The 15,482-nt window shown below is 41.9% G+C and carries 15 protein-coding genes; 5 read left to right on the forward strand and 10 right to left on the reverse strand.

The features are described 5' to 3' along the window. The first annotated feature begins 87 nt into the window (after positions 1-87). Together EGC80_RS08605 and EGC80_RS08610 are read left to right on the forward strand one after the other, a co-directional pair. Complete coding sequence (locus EGC80_RS08605; RefSeq protein WP_124012428.1) at positions 88-1,113, forward strand: DUF2955 domain-containing protein; 1,026 nt, start codon at positions 88-90, stop codon at positions 1,111-1,113. Positions 1,114-1,559: 446 nt separating this feature from the next. Continuing rightward, positions 1,560-2,447 (forward strand): tetratricopeptide repeat protein, encoded by an 888-nt coding sequence (locus tag EGC80_RS08610; RefSeq protein ID WP_124012427.1) that lies wholly within the window; start codon positions 1,560-1,562, stop codon positions 2,445-2,447. A gap of 234 nt (positions 2,448-2,681) precedes the next feature. On the opposite strand, the gene EGC80_RS08615 is transcribed toward EGC80_RS08610, so the two are convergent. The 3 genes from EGC80_RS08615 to EGC80_RS08625 all read right to left on the reverse strand — a co-directional run bounded on the left by EGC80_RS08615 (position 2,682) and on the right by EGC80_RS08625 (position 4,230). Then, the gene (locus tag EGC80_RS08615; RefSeq protein WP_124012426.1) at positions 2,682-2,897 is read right to left on the reverse strand and encodes a TIGR02450 family Trp-rich protein; all 216 of its coding nucleotides are present in this window, start codon (positions 2,895-2,897) and stop codon (positions 2,682-2,684) included. A gap of 94 nt (positions 2,898-2,991) precedes the next feature. Then, on the reverse strand, positions 2,992-3,597 hold the full coding sequence (locus EGC80_RS08620) for an HAD family hydrolase (RefSeq protein WP_124012425.1): 606 nt from the start codon (positions 3,595-3,597) through the stop codon (positions 2,992-2,994). A gap of 24 nt (positions 3,598-3,621) precedes the next feature. Further along, on the reverse strand, positions 3,622-4,230 hold the full coding sequence (locus tag EGC80_RS08625) for a CIA30 family protein (RefSeq protein ID WP_124012424.1): 609 nt from the start codon (positions 4,228-4,230) through the stop codon (positions 3,622-3,624). Between the two features lie 364 nt (positions 4,231-4,594). Between EGC80_RS08625 and EGC80_RS08630 the strand changes: the two genes are divergently transcribed. After that, positions 4,595-5,728 carry an endonuclease/exonuclease/phosphatase family protein gene (locus EGC80_RS08630; protein WP_124012423.1) on the forward strand — a complete coding sequence of 378 codons (1,134 nt, stop codon included), beginning with the start codon at positions 4,595-4,597 and terminating at the stop codon, positions 5,726-5,728. Between the two features lie 258 nt (positions 5,729-5,986). Here EGC80_RS08630 and pepN read toward each other — a convergent pair whose 3' ends face one another. The 6 genes from pepN to EGC80_RS08660 form a co-directional block, all read right to left on the reverse strand. Next, entirely contained in the window at positions 5,987-8,650 is a 2,664-nt protein-coding gene (gene pepN / locus EGC80_RS08635) for an aminopeptidase N (RefSeq protein ID WP_124012422.1), read from the reverse strand. Between the two features lie 77 nt (positions 8,651-8,727). Continuing rightward, the gene (gene lpoB / locus EGC80_RS08640; protein WP_198554786.1) at positions 8,728-9,321 is read right to left on the reverse strand and encodes a penicillin-binding protein activator LpoB; all 594 of its coding nucleotides are present in this window, start codon (positions 9,319-9,321) and stop codon (positions 8,728-8,730) included. A gap of 49 nt (positions 9,322-9,370) precedes the next feature. Further along, entirely contained in the window at positions 9,371-10,741 is a 1,371-nt protein-coding gene (locus EGC80_RS08645) for a COG3014 family protein (protein WP_124012421.1), read from the reverse strand. Beyond that, positions 10,735-11,247 (reverse strand): peptide deformylase, encoded by a 513-nt coding sequence (gene def / locus EGC80_RS08650; protein ID WP_124012420.1) that lies wholly within the window; start codon positions 11,245-11,247, stop codon positions 10,735-10,737. Before def ends, EGC80_RS08645 begins: the two co-directional genes overlap by 7 nt. A gap of 217 nt (positions 11,248-11,464) precedes the next feature. Next, positions 11,465-11,677 carry a SlyX family protein gene (locus EGC80_RS08655; protein WP_101034224.1) on the reverse strand — a complete coding sequence of 71 codons (213 nt, stop codon included), beginning with the start codon at positions 11,675-11,677 and terminating at the stop codon, positions 11,465-11,467. A gap of 20 nt (positions 11,678-11,697) precedes the next feature. After that, the gene (locus EGC80_RS08660; RefSeq protein ID WP_124012419.1) at positions 11,698-12,669 is read right to left on the reverse strand and encodes a WD40 repeat domain-containing protein; all 972 of its coding nucleotides are present in this window, start codon (positions 12,667-12,669) and stop codon (positions 11,698-11,700) included. Positions 12,670-12,837: 168 nt separating this feature from the next. On the opposite strand from EGC80_RS08660, the gene fkpA reads away from it, so the two are divergent. Continuing rightward, positions 12,838-13,590 carry an FKBP-type peptidyl-prolyl cis-trans isomerase gene (fkpA, locus tag EGC80_RS08665; RefSeq protein WP_124012418.1) on the forward strand — a complete coding sequence of 251 codons (753 nt, stop codon included), beginning with the start codon at positions 12,838-12,840 and terminating at the stop codon, positions 13,588-13,590. 320 nt (positions 13,591-13,910) lie between these two features. On the opposite strand, the gene EGC80_RS08670 is transcribed toward fkpA, so the two are convergent. Beyond that, on the reverse strand, positions 13,911-14,876 hold the full coding sequence (locus EGC80_RS08670) for a zinc transporter ZntB (protein WP_101034227.1): 966 nt from the start codon (positions 14,874-14,876) through the stop codon (positions 13,911-13,913). A 200-nt stretch (positions 14,877-15,076) separates the two neighbouring features. On the opposite strand from EGC80_RS08670, the gene EGC80_RS08675 reads away from it, so the two are divergent. Beyond that, complete coding sequence (locus EGC80_RS08675; RefSeq protein ID WP_101034228.1) at positions 15,077-15,448, forward strand: YacL family protein; 372 nt, start codon at positions 15,077-15,079, stop codon at positions 15,446-15,448. Positions 15,449-15,482 lie beyond the last annotated feature (34 nt).

The raw sequence follows: 15,482 nt of genomic DNA on the forward strand, positions 1-15,482 counted from the left end.
CTTTGGTGGTTGCTTTTTTTAGCAAACGCATCAATCAGGATGAGTTCTTTATTGTGGAATATTTTCCCCGACGCGTAGGTATTTCAGATGTTGTTACGCCATAGTCCTTTGACTAAAAACGATTTACGTCAATGCTTGCGCATTGCAACAGGCGCAACGCTAGGGTTTGCGATTTGTAAGTTTTTCGACCTAAGTTATGGGGTGTTTTTTACCGTAACCCCAATGCTATTACTCGGACTTGTGCCCGTGATGAATGCGCATGCGATGCGTCAACTGTTGGCATCATCGGTCATGGCTGGGATTGAGGTCGGTATTCTAGGTGGTTTATTTGGTTCTCACCCAGGGATGATATTGCCCATCGTTTTTGGGCTTTTTTTGTATCGATTTGCGGCAATGTCACGTGGAAGCTTGTTTTTATTCGGTGCTAATGGGGTGATCAGCTTAAGTATTATGCTGCACTTTGCCAGTTATCCGAGTGTGGATATTAACAATCTTATTTTTAGCAATTTTTGGGCGACGGCAGCGTCGGTGATCATTGCTTATGCCATGACCGCCCTATGGCCCGATGTTGAACCTCGCTCGCCAATGGCAGCCGTGGTTAAAGCGCCTAACCGTATGCGCCACGAAGCTTTGTTGGGGGCATCAATTGCCACCGCATCATTTTTGGTATTTCAGGTGTTTAATTTACAAGATTCCATGTCAGCCCAAGCCACCACTTTGTTATTGTTATTCCCAATGCATTGGAATGGCGCACTCGGTTACGCCCGAAAACGGGCTATCGGCACCTTGTTTGGGGTAACATTTGGGTTGCTGGTGCAAGGATTACTTTATGATTGGTCTGGGTTACTTATTTTTGTTATACCACTATTGTGGATAGGCCTTATGTTATTTAGCCAAGTGCATGTGAGAGAGGCGAGTGGTTCAGGAGTAGGGTTTGGCGCTATGACGACCTTAGGTATTTTGTTTGGTCAGTACTTAACCCCCCAAAATGATCTGATTTTTAGTGCTTTATACCGTGTGAGTAGCATTTTGGTTGCGATAGTAGCGACATTATTATTGTGTTATCTAATGCATCGTTTATTGAATCAATTTGCAGCGACTCGATTTGGGTGAACAATTGATGTGTGCGGTAAATCGATCTAATTTGCTTATTTGCTTATTTGCTTATTTGCTTATTTGCTTATTTGCTTATTTGCTTACCGATATTTATCAACAGTGGGCTTACTTCTATTGCGATAGGTAAGTGGTTATTAAAGTATTAGACTGCTTTTGAAGAATAATGTGCTTATTAACTGACAATATTAGATATTAGATATTAGATATTAGATATTAGATATTAGATATTAAGTATTAAGTATTAGGTATTAGGTATTAGGTATTAGATATTAGATATTAGGTATTAAGTATTAGGTATTAGATATTAGATATTAGGTATTAAGTATTAAGTATTAAGTATTAAGTATTAGATATTAGGTACGGTTAGTTTTATAGACATAATTACTATATACATTCGGTATATAAATGCTAATAGTAATGAATCGTATATAAAAGGATTTAACATGATGACAAAAAATACTATTATTTTTAGCTTAATATTAAGCTTTCTCGCTTTCGCTCCATTTAAAAGCCAAGCAAACCAATTGCCTGAGTGCAGTACATCCGAATGTGTCGAATACTTTAAAGCCTATCGTATTTTAACTAAACGAGGTCACTCCTCAGCGATGGGCATGTTAGGTGAGTTTTACTATGTTGGTTATGGTACTGATAAAGATATAGACATAGCATTAAAATGGTATCGTCGCGCAGGTAAATATGGCGTTATGGATGCCAAATACAAAGCGGGTGTATTGTACTTACAAGATACGCATTTAAAAGATATTGACGAAGGCGTTGAATATTTAGAGTACGCATCAAAGAGAGGGCATGGACAGTCTTCGTATTTGTTAGGCAAAATGTATTTAGGTGGTGGTATGGTAGAGCAAGATTTGGCGCGTGCAGATCAATATCTTGCTAGAGCTTATGAAGAAAAAAATTTTGCAGCCAGAAATTATGGACAAGAACTTTACTTACATGAATCAACTAAAAAATTACCACTCAGAAAACTTTACGATTTAATTTCAAAAGATGTTGTCACCTTAACCCCAGAGCAAACTGGTTCAAATGAGCAAACTGCAGTGATCAATTTTCCTGAAGGTGAAATGGAAACCCTTGATGTGAAAATGGATACATTTGAAGGTATGTTTGGAACTCATATCGCCCAGTTAAACAATATGATCCCTGACACTTCAAAAGGCACTGGATCAAATATAGCAGGGCAGACATGTGCCACAATGTGGGGGTGTAGTAGTGAAGGCGACGGCGAACGTATCCAGGACGTCCTGTTATCTGATTGGGGCCTAGAAACACTTCAATTTAGGCTTGAAGGTTCAATATTTATTATCAATTAATAGCTGAGTACAAACTGGTTATTTTTGTTAGCAAGGCCAATGACAGAGCAATAGTGGGTTGTTGTAGTCAATGTCATAGTAAGCCGATCAACAAGCGGTTTGATAACCGTTTATTATCTTGAAATTCGTTAGATAAGGTTATGCTAACGCTAGTATAAAAAAGTGACTCATTGTGCTTAAGCAAGCGTCACTTTTTTATTTTCAAATCCCATAATGAATGTGTTTTACAGTAGATTATTGCCAGCCAATTTTCCACTGTTGCGGGTCTTTAAGATCGCGCCAGTCAATGACAAACTCTTGTGCATTCATTTCTGCACGGATAAGACATTCAACCACGTTTTGTTGTTCGTCATACTCGACTTTAGCGACAGTAAAATGCTTCAGCTTTTGAACCACGTTAACCTTGGTCCACTTACTATTAAGTAATTTTTTAGGATGAATTAGGTTCATATTCGTTCTCATGTTCACAGTATTTCGTTGCCCGTATTAACACTCATGTTATGACTCATACAGTAACTCATGGCGTACCTGATCAGTACTGGTGTTAGTCACTGTGAGAGTGACCAACTAATAACTGCTGCAATTGGCTTAGATCATTGATAATAATATCGGCCAAATGTTGATAAGTACTTTCAATCCCATGATTAATAAAACAGGCGATCATGCCAGCATTATTAGCCGCTTGAATGTCGTATAGGTAATCCCCCACATAGATAATATCTTGAGGGGCTATTTGCCATTGGGCTGCAATCGCCAGTAGAGCATCGGGTGCCGGTTTTGCTGGGTAATCTTCGCGGGTTAGCACGTGGTCGATAGCAATATTATTCTGTTTTACCTTTAATGCGCTTGCGGCAAGGCTGTTACGCGTTACGATGGCGATGGGTAATTTTGCCGCTTCAATGGCATTAATCAGCTCGGTCATTCCTTTGATGGGCTTGGCACTCAACGCATCTTGGTATTCATGATCTAGAATAATCTGCTTGGCATCGGCTTGAGTGGCTTTGCAGCTTAAGTCGTCGACATAGTTAAGTAAGTCTATGCCATCAGGGCAACCAATTTGCTGGCGAATTAAGCCGAAGTCTAAGCTGGACTCAACTAAGGTGCCGTCTAAGTCAAAAATAATGCCTTTTATTTGCATGGGTAAATTCAATGAATTCCTTTCTTTTCTCAATATTTATCGGTCAAACTGCATAGAGTGTAACTCAATTGCAAATGGACCTTGTTGTTTTTGTGCGACTAAAAATCCAACACGATTAATATCATTTAAATGTAATGTTGGTGCATTCGCGACTGCGCGTCCCCTAAAGCTGACCGTAAAATCTGCAGGGGTAAAAGCATGTTGAGTGAGTGTGTCTGCGCTAGTGGTAAAGTTAGCAACATAGGCTTCACCATAAGATAAATTCGGTGTTTTTAGCCGAATTTGATAGGTTTTTCCATCACCTTTAACCGCAATGACGAGTAATGATGCATCTGCAATTTGATGTAGTAGAGTCGACTCTATCGACGCAAAGCCGCCATTGTTTTCCAATGACACTGTGCCAGTAAATAATAACGCTTGCTGCGTAAGCTCAATTTGGCTTTGCGAGACGCCGCCCATCACAGTGTCATTATTGATGTTCCATTGTGTAAAGTGGCTCGGATCAGTAAAGTGAAATAGCATAGTGTCCTCACTTGCACTCCATACGGGTTGGCTAATTAATAATATAACCCCAACTGCAGCATGGATGCCTATTTGTATTATCCGGCTAATATGCCCGTTATGTGTATTGAGTAATGCCATCATATACTCCTGTAAATTATCGTTCGATAAACACTTACACTGTAGCAAACATTGCCGTAAAAAAAATGGCTTATCAGGGTGAGAGATAAGCCATAAAGGGTCATACGGATGATAATTGCATACAGTACATCGGGTGTCAGTCAATTGGGGATTTAGTGCATCAAATATTAGTGCATTAGGTGTTATTACATCAGGTGTTATCTAACGGTTTATCTGTTCATGCATTACGCAAGCGAGTTAATTTAGGTTCATTTATTTCTTAGTTTATTTAGTTTTTGTGGCTATTCACCAAATGAATGCCGTTATATTCGACAAATCAGAATGTTGCCAGTACCCTTAATGAAGGTTTTACTGGGAACAACATATTTTGCAAGTAAACAGCACATCATCCGCTCCATCACCCGGGCTTACATTCAGTGTGGTAAGCATCAATTTATTTAATTTTATTGAACCGCCTCATGCTTTCTACGACTTTGAAAATATCTATAGCGATAAACAGTGGCAAAAAAAGTGTGCTTGGTTAAGTGATTTTATTAACCAAAATCAACCTGATATTATTGCTTTTCAAGAGGTTTTTAGTCCTGACGCCTTAGCCAAACTGACTCAGTCGCTGGGTTATGAGCATTTTGTGGCGTTAGATTTACCTGAAGTGGTCAGTGACTATGTGTATCGCAGTCCTGTGGTGGCTATTGCATCAAAGTATCCTATTATCGATTCCGTCAATGTCACCCCAGATAAGCAATGGGTGAGCCAGTTAGGCTTAGCAGAGTCATTTAGTTTTAGTCGTAAACCGCTCAGAGCAACCATACAATTACCGATTTTTGGTCCATGTGATTGTTATGTTATTCATCTTAAGTCTAAACGAAGTGGCGTGAGTCGTGACGATATCAATGACAGTGGTTTACATGGCGGTGCAGATTTTGTTGCAAGGCAAGTGCTTGGGCGCTGGGCATCGAGTTTACAGCGAGGCAGTGAATCTGCATTGTTGTGCCATCAAATGCTGATGAGACGACAACAAAGTCAGCAACCTTTCATGTTAATGGGTGACTTTAATGACACCATGGGCAGTGAACTCTTAGCCGCGTTTAATCATCAATTGCGAGTGTATCGCAGTGACATTGAAGACCCCGGGCTGGCTAAGCTAGGCGAAACGTCATTGATGGCAGAATTACACCAAAGCAGTTTGTTTGACAGCTATGAGTTGTTTATTGCTGCAACCAAGTGTAATGCGACGTTGGCCCAAGATGAGTTTGAATCAAGCACATTAGTGGATGAGCAACCCCATCCTGCCAGACAGCCGACTCATTATTATGGCAACAGTGGATCTGTACTGGACTACATATTAGTGTCGAGTGAGTTTAATCCTACTCAGCAGCAAAACCTTGCTCATGTCATTGATTATCAAACCTTTGACCGACATCTGGTTCGGCCTGACTATGATCGGGATCGTGACAGTACCGATCATGCTCCTGTGATGATGAGCTTTCGCGTGCGTAATTAGTGGCTTGCAATAAGGATGATGACTGATGTGTTGTCAAACATCATGGTCAAATAAATGTGCTAAGAGCTAAGAGATAAAGATAATAACTATGAGTTGAGAGCTAAGTTCATCTAATCAAAGTAAAAAAAGCGCTGATGTTTATCAGCGCTTTTTTGGGTTTAAGGCAAATTATTCGCCATTGAAAAGGACAATAAGTTGGCAATAGTGACTTTACTCTCAACTCTGAATAAGAGAGGGGGATAAATCGTTAAAAACGGATTACTTTAACGTTTGTTTTATCTTTATGCAGCGCTGCTCTTGTTGGCGGGTTTCGAGTAGCGCGCGTCTCGCTAATTGCGATAAGCCCGTTTGCGTATCTAAGGCGTAGCTAATCGCATCAATGTTCACTGAACTACAATCTGTCGGAATTAATTGCGCAGCAAAACTGCGCATAAATACTGGGCCTTTGTCGTCCATTAATGCCAAGTTGGCAAAGCGTTGATCTGCGGTTGCGGCACTGAATAGTTTTTGTTCTGCAGGGTAGAGATTGTTCATCGCGATACGAATTTTAGAGAAAGGCATGTTGTCATTATTTTCAATGGTGTTTAACCACTGACGTTTAAGCGATGACTGCGGGCGGATCACTTCAGCTGCAATCGCCGCTTTTTCACCTGAGTCAGATTGATCAAGATGTTTTTCCTGGGCGAGTAACGCCTTAGCGTCGCCATAATCATAACGGTTTAACTGTCTGATCATTGCCCAGCGTATGTCTTGATCTATGTTTAGACCTTTAATATGGCTCTTACTTTGCAGTAAAGATTGAATATGTTTTAACGCATCACCATGGCTAGATAAACTAATGTAAGCATCGAACCAACGGCGTTGGAAGTCGCGATTGCGGTAGCTTTCCATGCTCATACGCAGACTCATTTGGCTTAATGCTTTTGATATTCTGCTGTTGTAACTCCCATGCATTGGAGCCATGAGATCAAGGTAGTTTTTGGCTCGCTGCAGATTGCCAAGTACTTGACCTAAAATAGTGTAGTCTTTTTCCAGTGGGGCATTAATTAATGCGATATTGATGAACTGATCCAGTGATGTCTTACCATCAATTACGCTGTCCCACATACTTTGCCACAACATAGAACGTAATAGCGGATCGCTCACTTGGCCTAGAGACTGTTTGGCCGTGCTAAACGAACTAGAGTCTAGTTCCACTTTCACAAATCCCCAGTCTTGATAGTTTGGATAGACCAAATCTGGGCAAGCCTCGCCAATTAATGGCTCTACTTCGGTGTAGGCGCCTTTGTACGTAACGGCAATTGATTGTTGTTTTTCTAGGCCATATCTATTTTGAGTAAATAATCCAATTTGCACCCGTTGTTCGCGCAGTGTGGGGTGTTGGCTATTATCAGCGGTCTGCACTAAAGCAAACGAGTCAATTTGCTTGTCTTGGCAAGTGTATTGCGCCTTGATGGTATTGACGCCAGCGGCATACAACCATTCTTGAGTCCACTGACGCAGATCGCGGCCACTGGCCTTGGCTAGACTGTTGATAAAGTCATTGAGCTCAGCATTTTGGTAACTGTACTGTTGTAAATATTGGCTCACACCACGGCGGAAGGTTTCTTCACCGAGTAAATGACGCAATTGTTTGATGGTCGATGCGCCTTTTTGATACGTAATGGCATCAATGTTATCAAAGGCATTTTGGCTGGTGGCCACGGGCACTTCAATGGGGTGAGTGGTCACTAAGCTGTCTTGATGGTAAGCGGCTTGTTTACCAGAGGCGTAGAAGGTGCGCCATGCATGACTAAATTCGGTGGCTTCACTCGTTGCCAGCGTGCCCATAAAAGAAGCAAAGCTTTCATTTAACCATAAGCCATTCCACCATTTCATGGTCACTAGATCGCCAAACCATTGATGGGCCATTTCGTGCATGATAACGCCAGCTAAACGTTCTTTTTGCTCACCCGTCATTTTGGCATTAAATAAGAAACGGTCTTCAGAAAAGGTAATCGCGCCGGCGTTTTCCATCGCACCATAGAGAAAGTCTGGCACTAATACTTGATCGTATTTTTTAAACGGATAGGCAATGCCAAAATAGCGGTCAAAAAAGTCTAAACCTTGCTTGGTGTAGGTAAACCAATCTTGTGGGGTAACTTGGTTAGCAACAGATTGACGTGAAAACAGGCGCATGGGGTAACGGCCTGAATTGTCTTCCCACACATGGTACGGGCCGGCATGCATAGAGAAGTTATATGGGCTTAATTTGGGCGTAGCAGGGAAAGTCCATAAGTTGCTGTCGCCTTGGTCAACCACACTGGCTTCGCGCATGGCGCTGATCACTTGCCAGTCTTTTGGAGCATGCACATTAATTTGATAACTGGCTTTAAGATCCGGTTGATCAAATACTGCAAACATTTGTTGTGCCGCGGCCGGTTCAAAATGTGAGTACAAGTAAACTTTATCATCTACTGGGTCGACAAAACGATGTAGGCCTTCGCCATTGGTGCTGTGTTCACGGGTAAACTCAACTTCAATAGTGTTACTACCTTCATTCAATAAGCTTTGATTAAGGGTAATATAAGCACCATTGTAATTAGGATAGACCTTAATACCGTTAATAAAAAACTGCTTAATATTGACTTTATTGAGATCGAGTGTGAGTAATTTAGGTACGCTGCTTAAGTCAAAGTGGGCTATGGATTTGGCACTGAATTGGCTGTGTTCACTTAAAAAGAAGGTTAGTTCATATTGTACATTCGATACTAGGCTGGATCTGGCTTGTGCCTGCCCTTGGCTGATGTAGGCCGAACCATTCCGTTGTAATGATGAGGTAGTCGGTGAACTGCTGCAGCTGATAACGCTGGCACAACATAATGCGATGAGACTGGTTTTGATGACTAGTGAACGAAACAATTGGGTGGATAACAATTTCACGTTAGTGTTCCTAACTTATTATTAAATGTATGAAAAAGCCGACAACAATGTCGGCTTTAGTGCTATGTGGTGGCGTTTTACAAGCCTAAAAATGACTTTGATTTTACTTTACGAATTTCTTTTTCATCTGACCATTCAATGAGGCCTGTTTCAAGATCCATTAAGCGCATGGTCATTTTGTAATATACGTCTTTGGTGCTGCCATCTTGTTTAACGATGCTCGATAAGTTGCCATAAAGCATATACTGCGCGCCAATTTGGCGACCAAATTTAATCGCAGTTGATGGGTCTACCATGCCAGCATTGTTTTGATAATCAAGTTGTTTACGTACGGTATCAACCTTAGTCATATCAATAAAGCGGAACTTACCAGAGCGTAATAACTTGTTGCTAATGGTGTCGGTCACTGATTCTGTATCGATATGCTCAGAGGTTTTGTTTTTGATTTTATCCACAAACACAATTGGGCGGTTACTTTGTGTCATCACCACCACAGGAGGGAATGCCATCATACTGTCGACCATCTTAGCGGCAATGTTTTGCAGATCGGTTGAGCCAAAGTTTTCATTGACGGTTTCGACTTCAGTGGCGTCACCATACTCTACTTTTGATTGGCAGGCGGAAAGTGCCATCACTGCAGCTAATACAAATATCAGTTTCAAATTTTTCATAATAAATTCCATTGGTGATGAGTGACAGTTGATAAACGATTATCGTCCATCAGATGATTATCGAATAAAAACGGGTACGATTGCCAGTCTCGATGACCCAAATTAATGTTGATCGCTGTGGTTTTACCTCTATTTTTACACTTTGGCTGTTATTTAAGCGAATATTATAGTTGCCGGCATCAATAAATTGTCTGGCGATTTGTGCTTGGCGTGGCAAGGTTAACCAGCTTCTGCGATCGGCCTGTTCGGTTATTACATTAAAAAGTTGCATCACAATGGCGCCGGCGTCAATTGGATTATTGCCACCTTGACCACTGCTTTGGACACTTCGGTTCATTTGGTATTTAGCATAAACTCTTGCGGCTTGGCGAAACAGAGCCGCGGGTAAATCTTCTTTTAACGCATTAATGGCTAAAGCATCAATGTTAGCAATAGTTTGAGCGGTTAGTGGCGCACCTAAACCTTGAATTTGGCTGTTATTGACTAACTGACGTTGCGCTTGATAAGTCGCTAATGAGGCGGATTGTAAATTACCGTTGATGGGGAACGGTACTGTAATACTTTGTTTTTCTGGTACAAAATCACGTTCAACAATAAATACGACTTGTCCTTGCTCCGGTGTCGGTAAGACAGCATCTCCCCAGCGACGTTTAAATTCATCGTATTGAGGCATATTCAGTTGTTTGGCTAAACGGACTAAATCTTGTTGTAAAAAGACATTATCTGGGGTGATTTGGGCTGCTTTTCGATAATCAATAAACGCGTCGTTAGGTTCGCTAGCGAGTTCGTGTAATAACCCGGTGGTGTAATAACTGTAGGCGTTAAGAAACGAGCTGGTGACACTGCCAGCGTCCTTACTTAATTGCGCCATTTGCGAATTAATAGTGCCATTAGCCATATCTTGCACTGACTTTTGAGATTGTTGATAGCGAGCTTGTTCCATGCTTTGCAGTTCATTGCTGCGACGAACTTCCACTAATGCTCCTTGAGCATCGCCACTGAATAAATAATTAAGCGCCTGATATTGATGCAGCATGATGCGCTCATATCCCGGACCTCGATAAGGTATGGCATTATCATTTAATAAAATACTGCTGGCCCCTGCGCCGAGTTTACTGGCACTGACAGTGGCTTTATCGTCAAAGACTTGATAGGCGTCTATGGCTTGCTGGTAATAAGTCTTACTGCGGGTAAAGTCACCCGCTATTTGCATAATACGTCCAGATTCTTGGGCATAAAGTAAGCCATCATTGCCACTAATATTGCCGGCCAAATCGGTGATGTTTGCGGTTGGCGTCTCGCTACTGAGTTGCTGCTTGTATGACGCTATTTGCGACGGATAATTAACAAAGACACTGTTAAAGGCGCAACCGGACAGGCCAAAACAGAGGATCAACCAAGCACAGAATGTTCTTAACATTGTGTCACCTGTACCTGCGTTGCGATAAGGTTGACCCGTTCAAGTAAGGTAATGCCTTGTAAGTGGTCATATTCATGTTGAAAAATACGCGCCACAAAACCCGTTAATGTTTGTTGATATAACTGGCCATCAAGTGATTGATATTGAACCTCAATTTCGCTATGTCGCCAAATAGATAACCGCTGACCTGGAATCGACAAGCAGCCTTCTATACCCGCTTCTGTTGCGGTAGACGCCGATAAAATTTGAGGATTTATTACCACAGTTGGGGCCATTAAGGGCGCATCGGGATAACGTTCGTTTGGATTTGATGCCATGATGAACATCGCCGCGCGACTGAACACTTGCGTTGCCGCAATACCGACCCCGTTTGCATTTTGCATAGTGCTGAGCATGCTGTCGGCTAAAGTGTGTAATGCTTGGTCAAAAACCGTCACGGGCTCAGCAATTTGAGTCAGTATTTCTTCGCCTGTGGTAGCAATGCTGAGTAATGGCTTTAGCTGCATAGGTGACGGCTATCCTTGTTGTTCGCGTTTAACGACGAGCTGCATTAATCTATCGTTTAAGATCGTTATTACTTGCAAATAGGTCATTCATACTTACTTATGATCCACTCGGTTTGATGACTGTCTATGCCACATTGGCTCAACATCAGCTTAAGATGATAGCCATCTATTAGCCTGAGTTATGCTAGCCTGAGTTATGCCGCTTCGCAGCAAGGCTTTAGTAATGCGGTGGCGGTGTTTCATCTACCTGAGACGCCATATTACTGGGCTCAATAGCATGTAGTTTATTAACCATTAATAGCATTTGCTGTTGCTGTCTGGCAACCAGTGCATTGAGTTTTATCACTTCTTGGTTTAACTCTTCAATGGTGATGTCTTGAAATGATAATCTCATTTCAAGATCATCAATCTTTTGTAAAACGCGATCCATGTTGACCTCTTATTGATTAATTAATGCTGCCAATACTCAACGAGACCTTGGCTGCTAATGCTGACTATTGATCCTGGTGCTATCATTGCGGCAGAGTATACTACAGCGCCTTTGTTTTGGGTGTTTTTACTCAGCTGAACTTGCCAACGTGAAAGTCGCTTGCCTGAGTTAATTTGCCATAAAAAAATTTCTCTTGATGGCGTGCCTGTCAGTAATTGCTGGTCATGATTAACAAAGCGAGCAGTTGAAAAGGTCATTTGGCGTCGGTTAATATCCAGATGACTGATTGGTTTACCTGTACCCGATTGCCATAGCGTTGCATTACCTGTGATATCGCTGGCAAAGCTGAGTGTTCCAGAATCATTAATCACCACTTTAGTGATACGAGAGGTTAACTGCCATTGCTGGATTGGTTGACCCGTTTGGGCTTGCCAAAGAAGCACTTTACCGTCATTACCGCCACTGAGTGCCTTATTACCATCGGCACTAATGGAGACACTATTGACTTTTTCTTGATGGCCCAAAAATTGGATTAGGCGCGCTTTTTCTGGTGACAATGACATCACTGAGCCATCGACTAAACCAACAAGTGTTTGGCCTGTATTGGCTATGGCGACGCTTTGTGCATAAGAGGGTAACGACCACCATCCCACGGAAGACCCATCGGTTAATCGCCATATTGCCAGCGAGTGACTGCTGATTGTCGCGGCATAGAGGTTATTAGCCGATATTGCGGTCTCAATGACGTTACTGGTATTTTTCTGCTGACCTTGCAGCCACTGATAGGACAGGGTTGAGGTGGTGATATCCCATACTTGTACACCGTTGTGAGCCGTACTAACCAGGGCAATACTGGCATCATTAGATAGGCTTGCACTGTAACTGGCATCGGTAGTAATCACCTGTACTTTGGTGGCTGGAGGCTGGCATGCCGTTAATAGACCTGTTAGGACAAATATTGACCAAAAAAGCAGCATTGGAACGCGTATCATGAACTTGCTCCTTGAATTGTTGTCCTAAACATTGTCATATAAGGTTTGCCCAATGGTATAACCGTTTTAACTAGTATAGAGTGGCAAATAAACATGACCACTTAAACATCTCATTGATTGAATGTATTAAGGTTATTGTAACCACTAAAGGATGCTGAGGAAGCTTTAATGAAATCTATTTACAAATTATCGTTAGTTGCATTAGCCGTTGTAGGCCTTACTGCGTGTAATCAACCACAAGACGTTGCCCAAAAGAAAGTTGAGCTAACAACTGATGTTCAGAAAGAAGCATATAGTGTTGGTGGTTCAATCGGTAAATACATGTCGGGCCACATTAAAGAGCAAGAAGAATTAGGTTTTGCTGTTGACCGCACCATGGTGATTAAAGGCTTTAGCGATGGCTTAGGCGAAGAAATGCAGTTAACTGAAGAAGAAATGAAGACTGTATTAGAAAACCTAGACAAAAAATTAAACGACAAGCGTTTAGAGCAAGCAGAAGCGTTAGCCGCTAAATCGATTGCTGAAGGCAAAAAGTTCTTAGAAGACAACAAAGCGAAAGAAGGTGTGACCACAACTGAATCTGGTTTGCAGTATGAAGTATTAGAAGCCGGTAGCGGCGACAAACCTGCAGCAGAAGACTCTGTTGAAGTGCACTACCGTGGTACATTAGTCGATGGTACCGAGTTTGATAGCTCTTATGCTCGCGGCGAAACGGCTAAATTCCCACTAAACCGTGTTATCCCTGGTTGGACTGAAGGTTTACAGTTAATGCCTGTAGGCGCTAAGTATAAGTTTGTTATCCCATCAGAATTAGCTTACGGCGAACGTGATACAGGCACTATTCCTGCTAATTCAACACTGGTTTTTGATGTTGAATTAATCTCAGTAGAAAAAATGCCTGCAGCAACAGAAACCAAGTAATATCGTCTATGTTACCGTCACTCAGTGATTGAAATATGGATATCAAAAAGGACGCTCCGGCGTCCTTTTTTGTTTACAATGTAGTGTGTTTAACCTTTAACCTTTCATCTTGGCTCAGGATAAATGATTCACTTAGCCTTTTGACATGACTCAACCTTAGGTGGTTTGCTACATTCGCTATACCGAGCTAATAATGGTATTGCCATTAGCTTGTTGCCCACCTTGTCGATCATCTTCTAAAGATCACCTAGCCTCATCCCGCGAGTGCTTCATTGCGGTTCCGTGGCGCGTTATGAATAAAAAGGGCGATGACTCACTGATTATAGCCATTTCAAGCGGTAGAATAAGTACATTTGCAAGCCAATCAGCGCAAACAACCCGCCACAGAATGCAGCAAAAGCCCAGTTAGATTCAGCCCCAGGAATGCCGCCAATATTGACGCCCAATAACCCAGTTAAAAACCCTAATGGTAAAAACACCGCCGAAATCAACGATAAAAAATACAGTCTTTGGTTCACTTGTTCTGATTGTTGCGATTGCAGTTCTTCTTGGGTGACACTGGCACGATCTCGTATCGCATCAAGGTCTTCAATGACCCGAATCAGGGTTTCGTGAATTTCTCGCAAGCGGACCTTGTCATTATGGTCAAACAGTTCACTGGCTTCTTGTAGCATACGATAAAATGCTTCACGCTGAGGTGCTAAGTAGCGTCTTAACACTACCGTTTGCCTGCGCAGCTCAGCAATGTCGGTACGCAAGGTTTTGTTCACTTGAGTGACAACCCGTTCTTCTAATTCATCAAGCTGTTCTTCAAGCTTGCCAATAAACTCCACTTTACGCTGCGTCAGCCGCTCACAAATGGCCATAATAAACGCCGCACTATCAATGGGGCCTTTGCCTTGAGTGATCGCATCAGCAACATCAATCACCGATTGTAATTGACGCTCGCAGGTCGAAATGATTTTGTATTCTTCTGCGTAAATCCTCACCGCAACCATGTCTTCAGGGTCGGACCCAGGGTTTAAATTAACCCCACGCAATGCTAGTAATATACCTTTTTCTGAGCTTAATACTCGTGGACGAGTATCGGTTGCTAGTAGGGTATCCATCTCAACTCTATCTAAGCCAGAGTTGAGGAGCCATTGACGAGCTTTAGGTTCACGATAGCGAAGATGTAGCCACAAAAGCCCATCAGTGGGCTGCCATTGTGCTATTTGTTCAATGGTAAGTGACTGGCCAGCATTTGGCCCTGTAAGCAACAAACTGTATATAAAACCATTATTCATTATCAGAGATTCCATGTGACCACTATCGCAATAATTTACGCTACTTTTTAATCATGCCCAAGTTTTAAACGAGCTTGTAGAATGACATTCTTTATTTATCGAACATTTAACCATCAAATACACGATTTGATCAGTTAACGATCAGCAGAGTGGCCAATCATCGGTTAAAATAGAAAAAATGCTAACAAAAGAGTACTAGTATGGAATATCAGTTTCGTCGTAACCGCCTAGAAGGCAATTTTTTTGCTGAATTTAGTATGGATCACGAGGTGCTAGGCCGATGGTTTGCTGAACAACTCGGTGATGATAATCGCAAAGCTAATTATATTCTTAGCCAAATAGCGGCCATTAAAAAAGGGACTCTCACTCATTGGCGAGATATCAGTGGGGATTTAACCATCGACATCGACACTGAGCAGGTTAGAGTCTTTGCCAATGTGATTGATTTTGATGAAAAATACCAACTCGAAGATGCTATGAACTTATATGATGCCGAGTCTGAGTCTTATTGTGGTTTGGAAGACTTTGAGTCAGTACTGCAAAGTTGGTTAGCGTTTATTAACGATAAATAACAACAAAACCACATTGAAGTGGCCTTGTTGAGTA

It is taken from the genome of Shewanella psychromarinicola, assembly GCF_003855155.1.
GTDB lineage: Bacteria > Pseudomonadota > Gammaproteobacteria > Enterobacterales > Shewanellaceae > Shewanella > Shewanella psychromarinicola.

Excerpts from the sequence above, each read along its gene's own strand:
- EGC80_RS08605 (WP_124012428.1), top strand. The coding sequence starts at position 88 with ATGTTGTTACGCCATAGTCCTTTGACTAAAAACGATTTACGTCAATGC.
- EGC80_RS08610 (WP_124012427.1), top strand. The coding sequence starts at position 1,560 with ATGATGACAAAAAATACTATTATTTTTAGCTTAATATTAAGCTTTCTC.
- EGC80_RS08615 (WP_124012426.1), bottom strand. The coding sequence starts at position 2,897 with ATGAACCTAATTCATCCTAAAAAATTACTTAATAGTAAGTGGACCAAG.
- EGC80_RS08625 (WP_124012424.1), bottom strand. The coding sequence starts at position 4,230 with ATGATGGCATTACTCAATACACATAACGGGCATATTAGCCGGATAATA.
- lpoB (WP_198554786.1), bottom strand. The coding sequence starts at position 9,321 with ATGAAAAATTTGAAACTGATATTTGTATTAGCTGCAGTGATGGCACTT.
- EGC80_RS08645 (WP_124012421.1), bottom strand. The coding sequence starts at position 10,741 with ATGTTAAGAACATTCTGTGCTTGGTTGATCCTCTGTTTTGGCCTGTCC.
- def (WP_124012420.1), bottom strand. The coding sequence starts at position 11,247 with ATGCAGCTAAAGCCATTACTCAGCATTGCTACCACAGGCGAAGAAATA.
- EGC80_RS08655 (WP_101034224.1), bottom strand. The coding sequence starts at position 11,677 with ATGGATCGCGTTTTACAAAAGATTGATGATCTTGAAATGAGATTATCA.
- EGC80_RS08660 (WP_124012419.1), bottom strand. The coding sequence starts at position 12,669 with ATGATACGCGTTCCAATGCTGCTTTTTTGGTCAATATTTGTCCTAACA.
- fkpA (WP_124012418.1), top strand. The coding sequence starts at position 12,838 with ATGAAATCTATTTACAAATTATCGTTAGTTGCATTAGCCGTTGTAGGC.
- EGC80_RS08670 (WP_101034227.1), bottom strand. The coding sequence starts at position 14,876 with ATGAATAATGGTTTTATATACAGTTTGTTGCTTACAGGGCCAAATGCT.
- EGC80_RS08675 (WP_101034228.1), top strand. The coding sequence starts at position 15,077 with ATGGAATATCAGTTTCGTCGTAACCGCCTAGAAGGCAATTTTTTTGCT.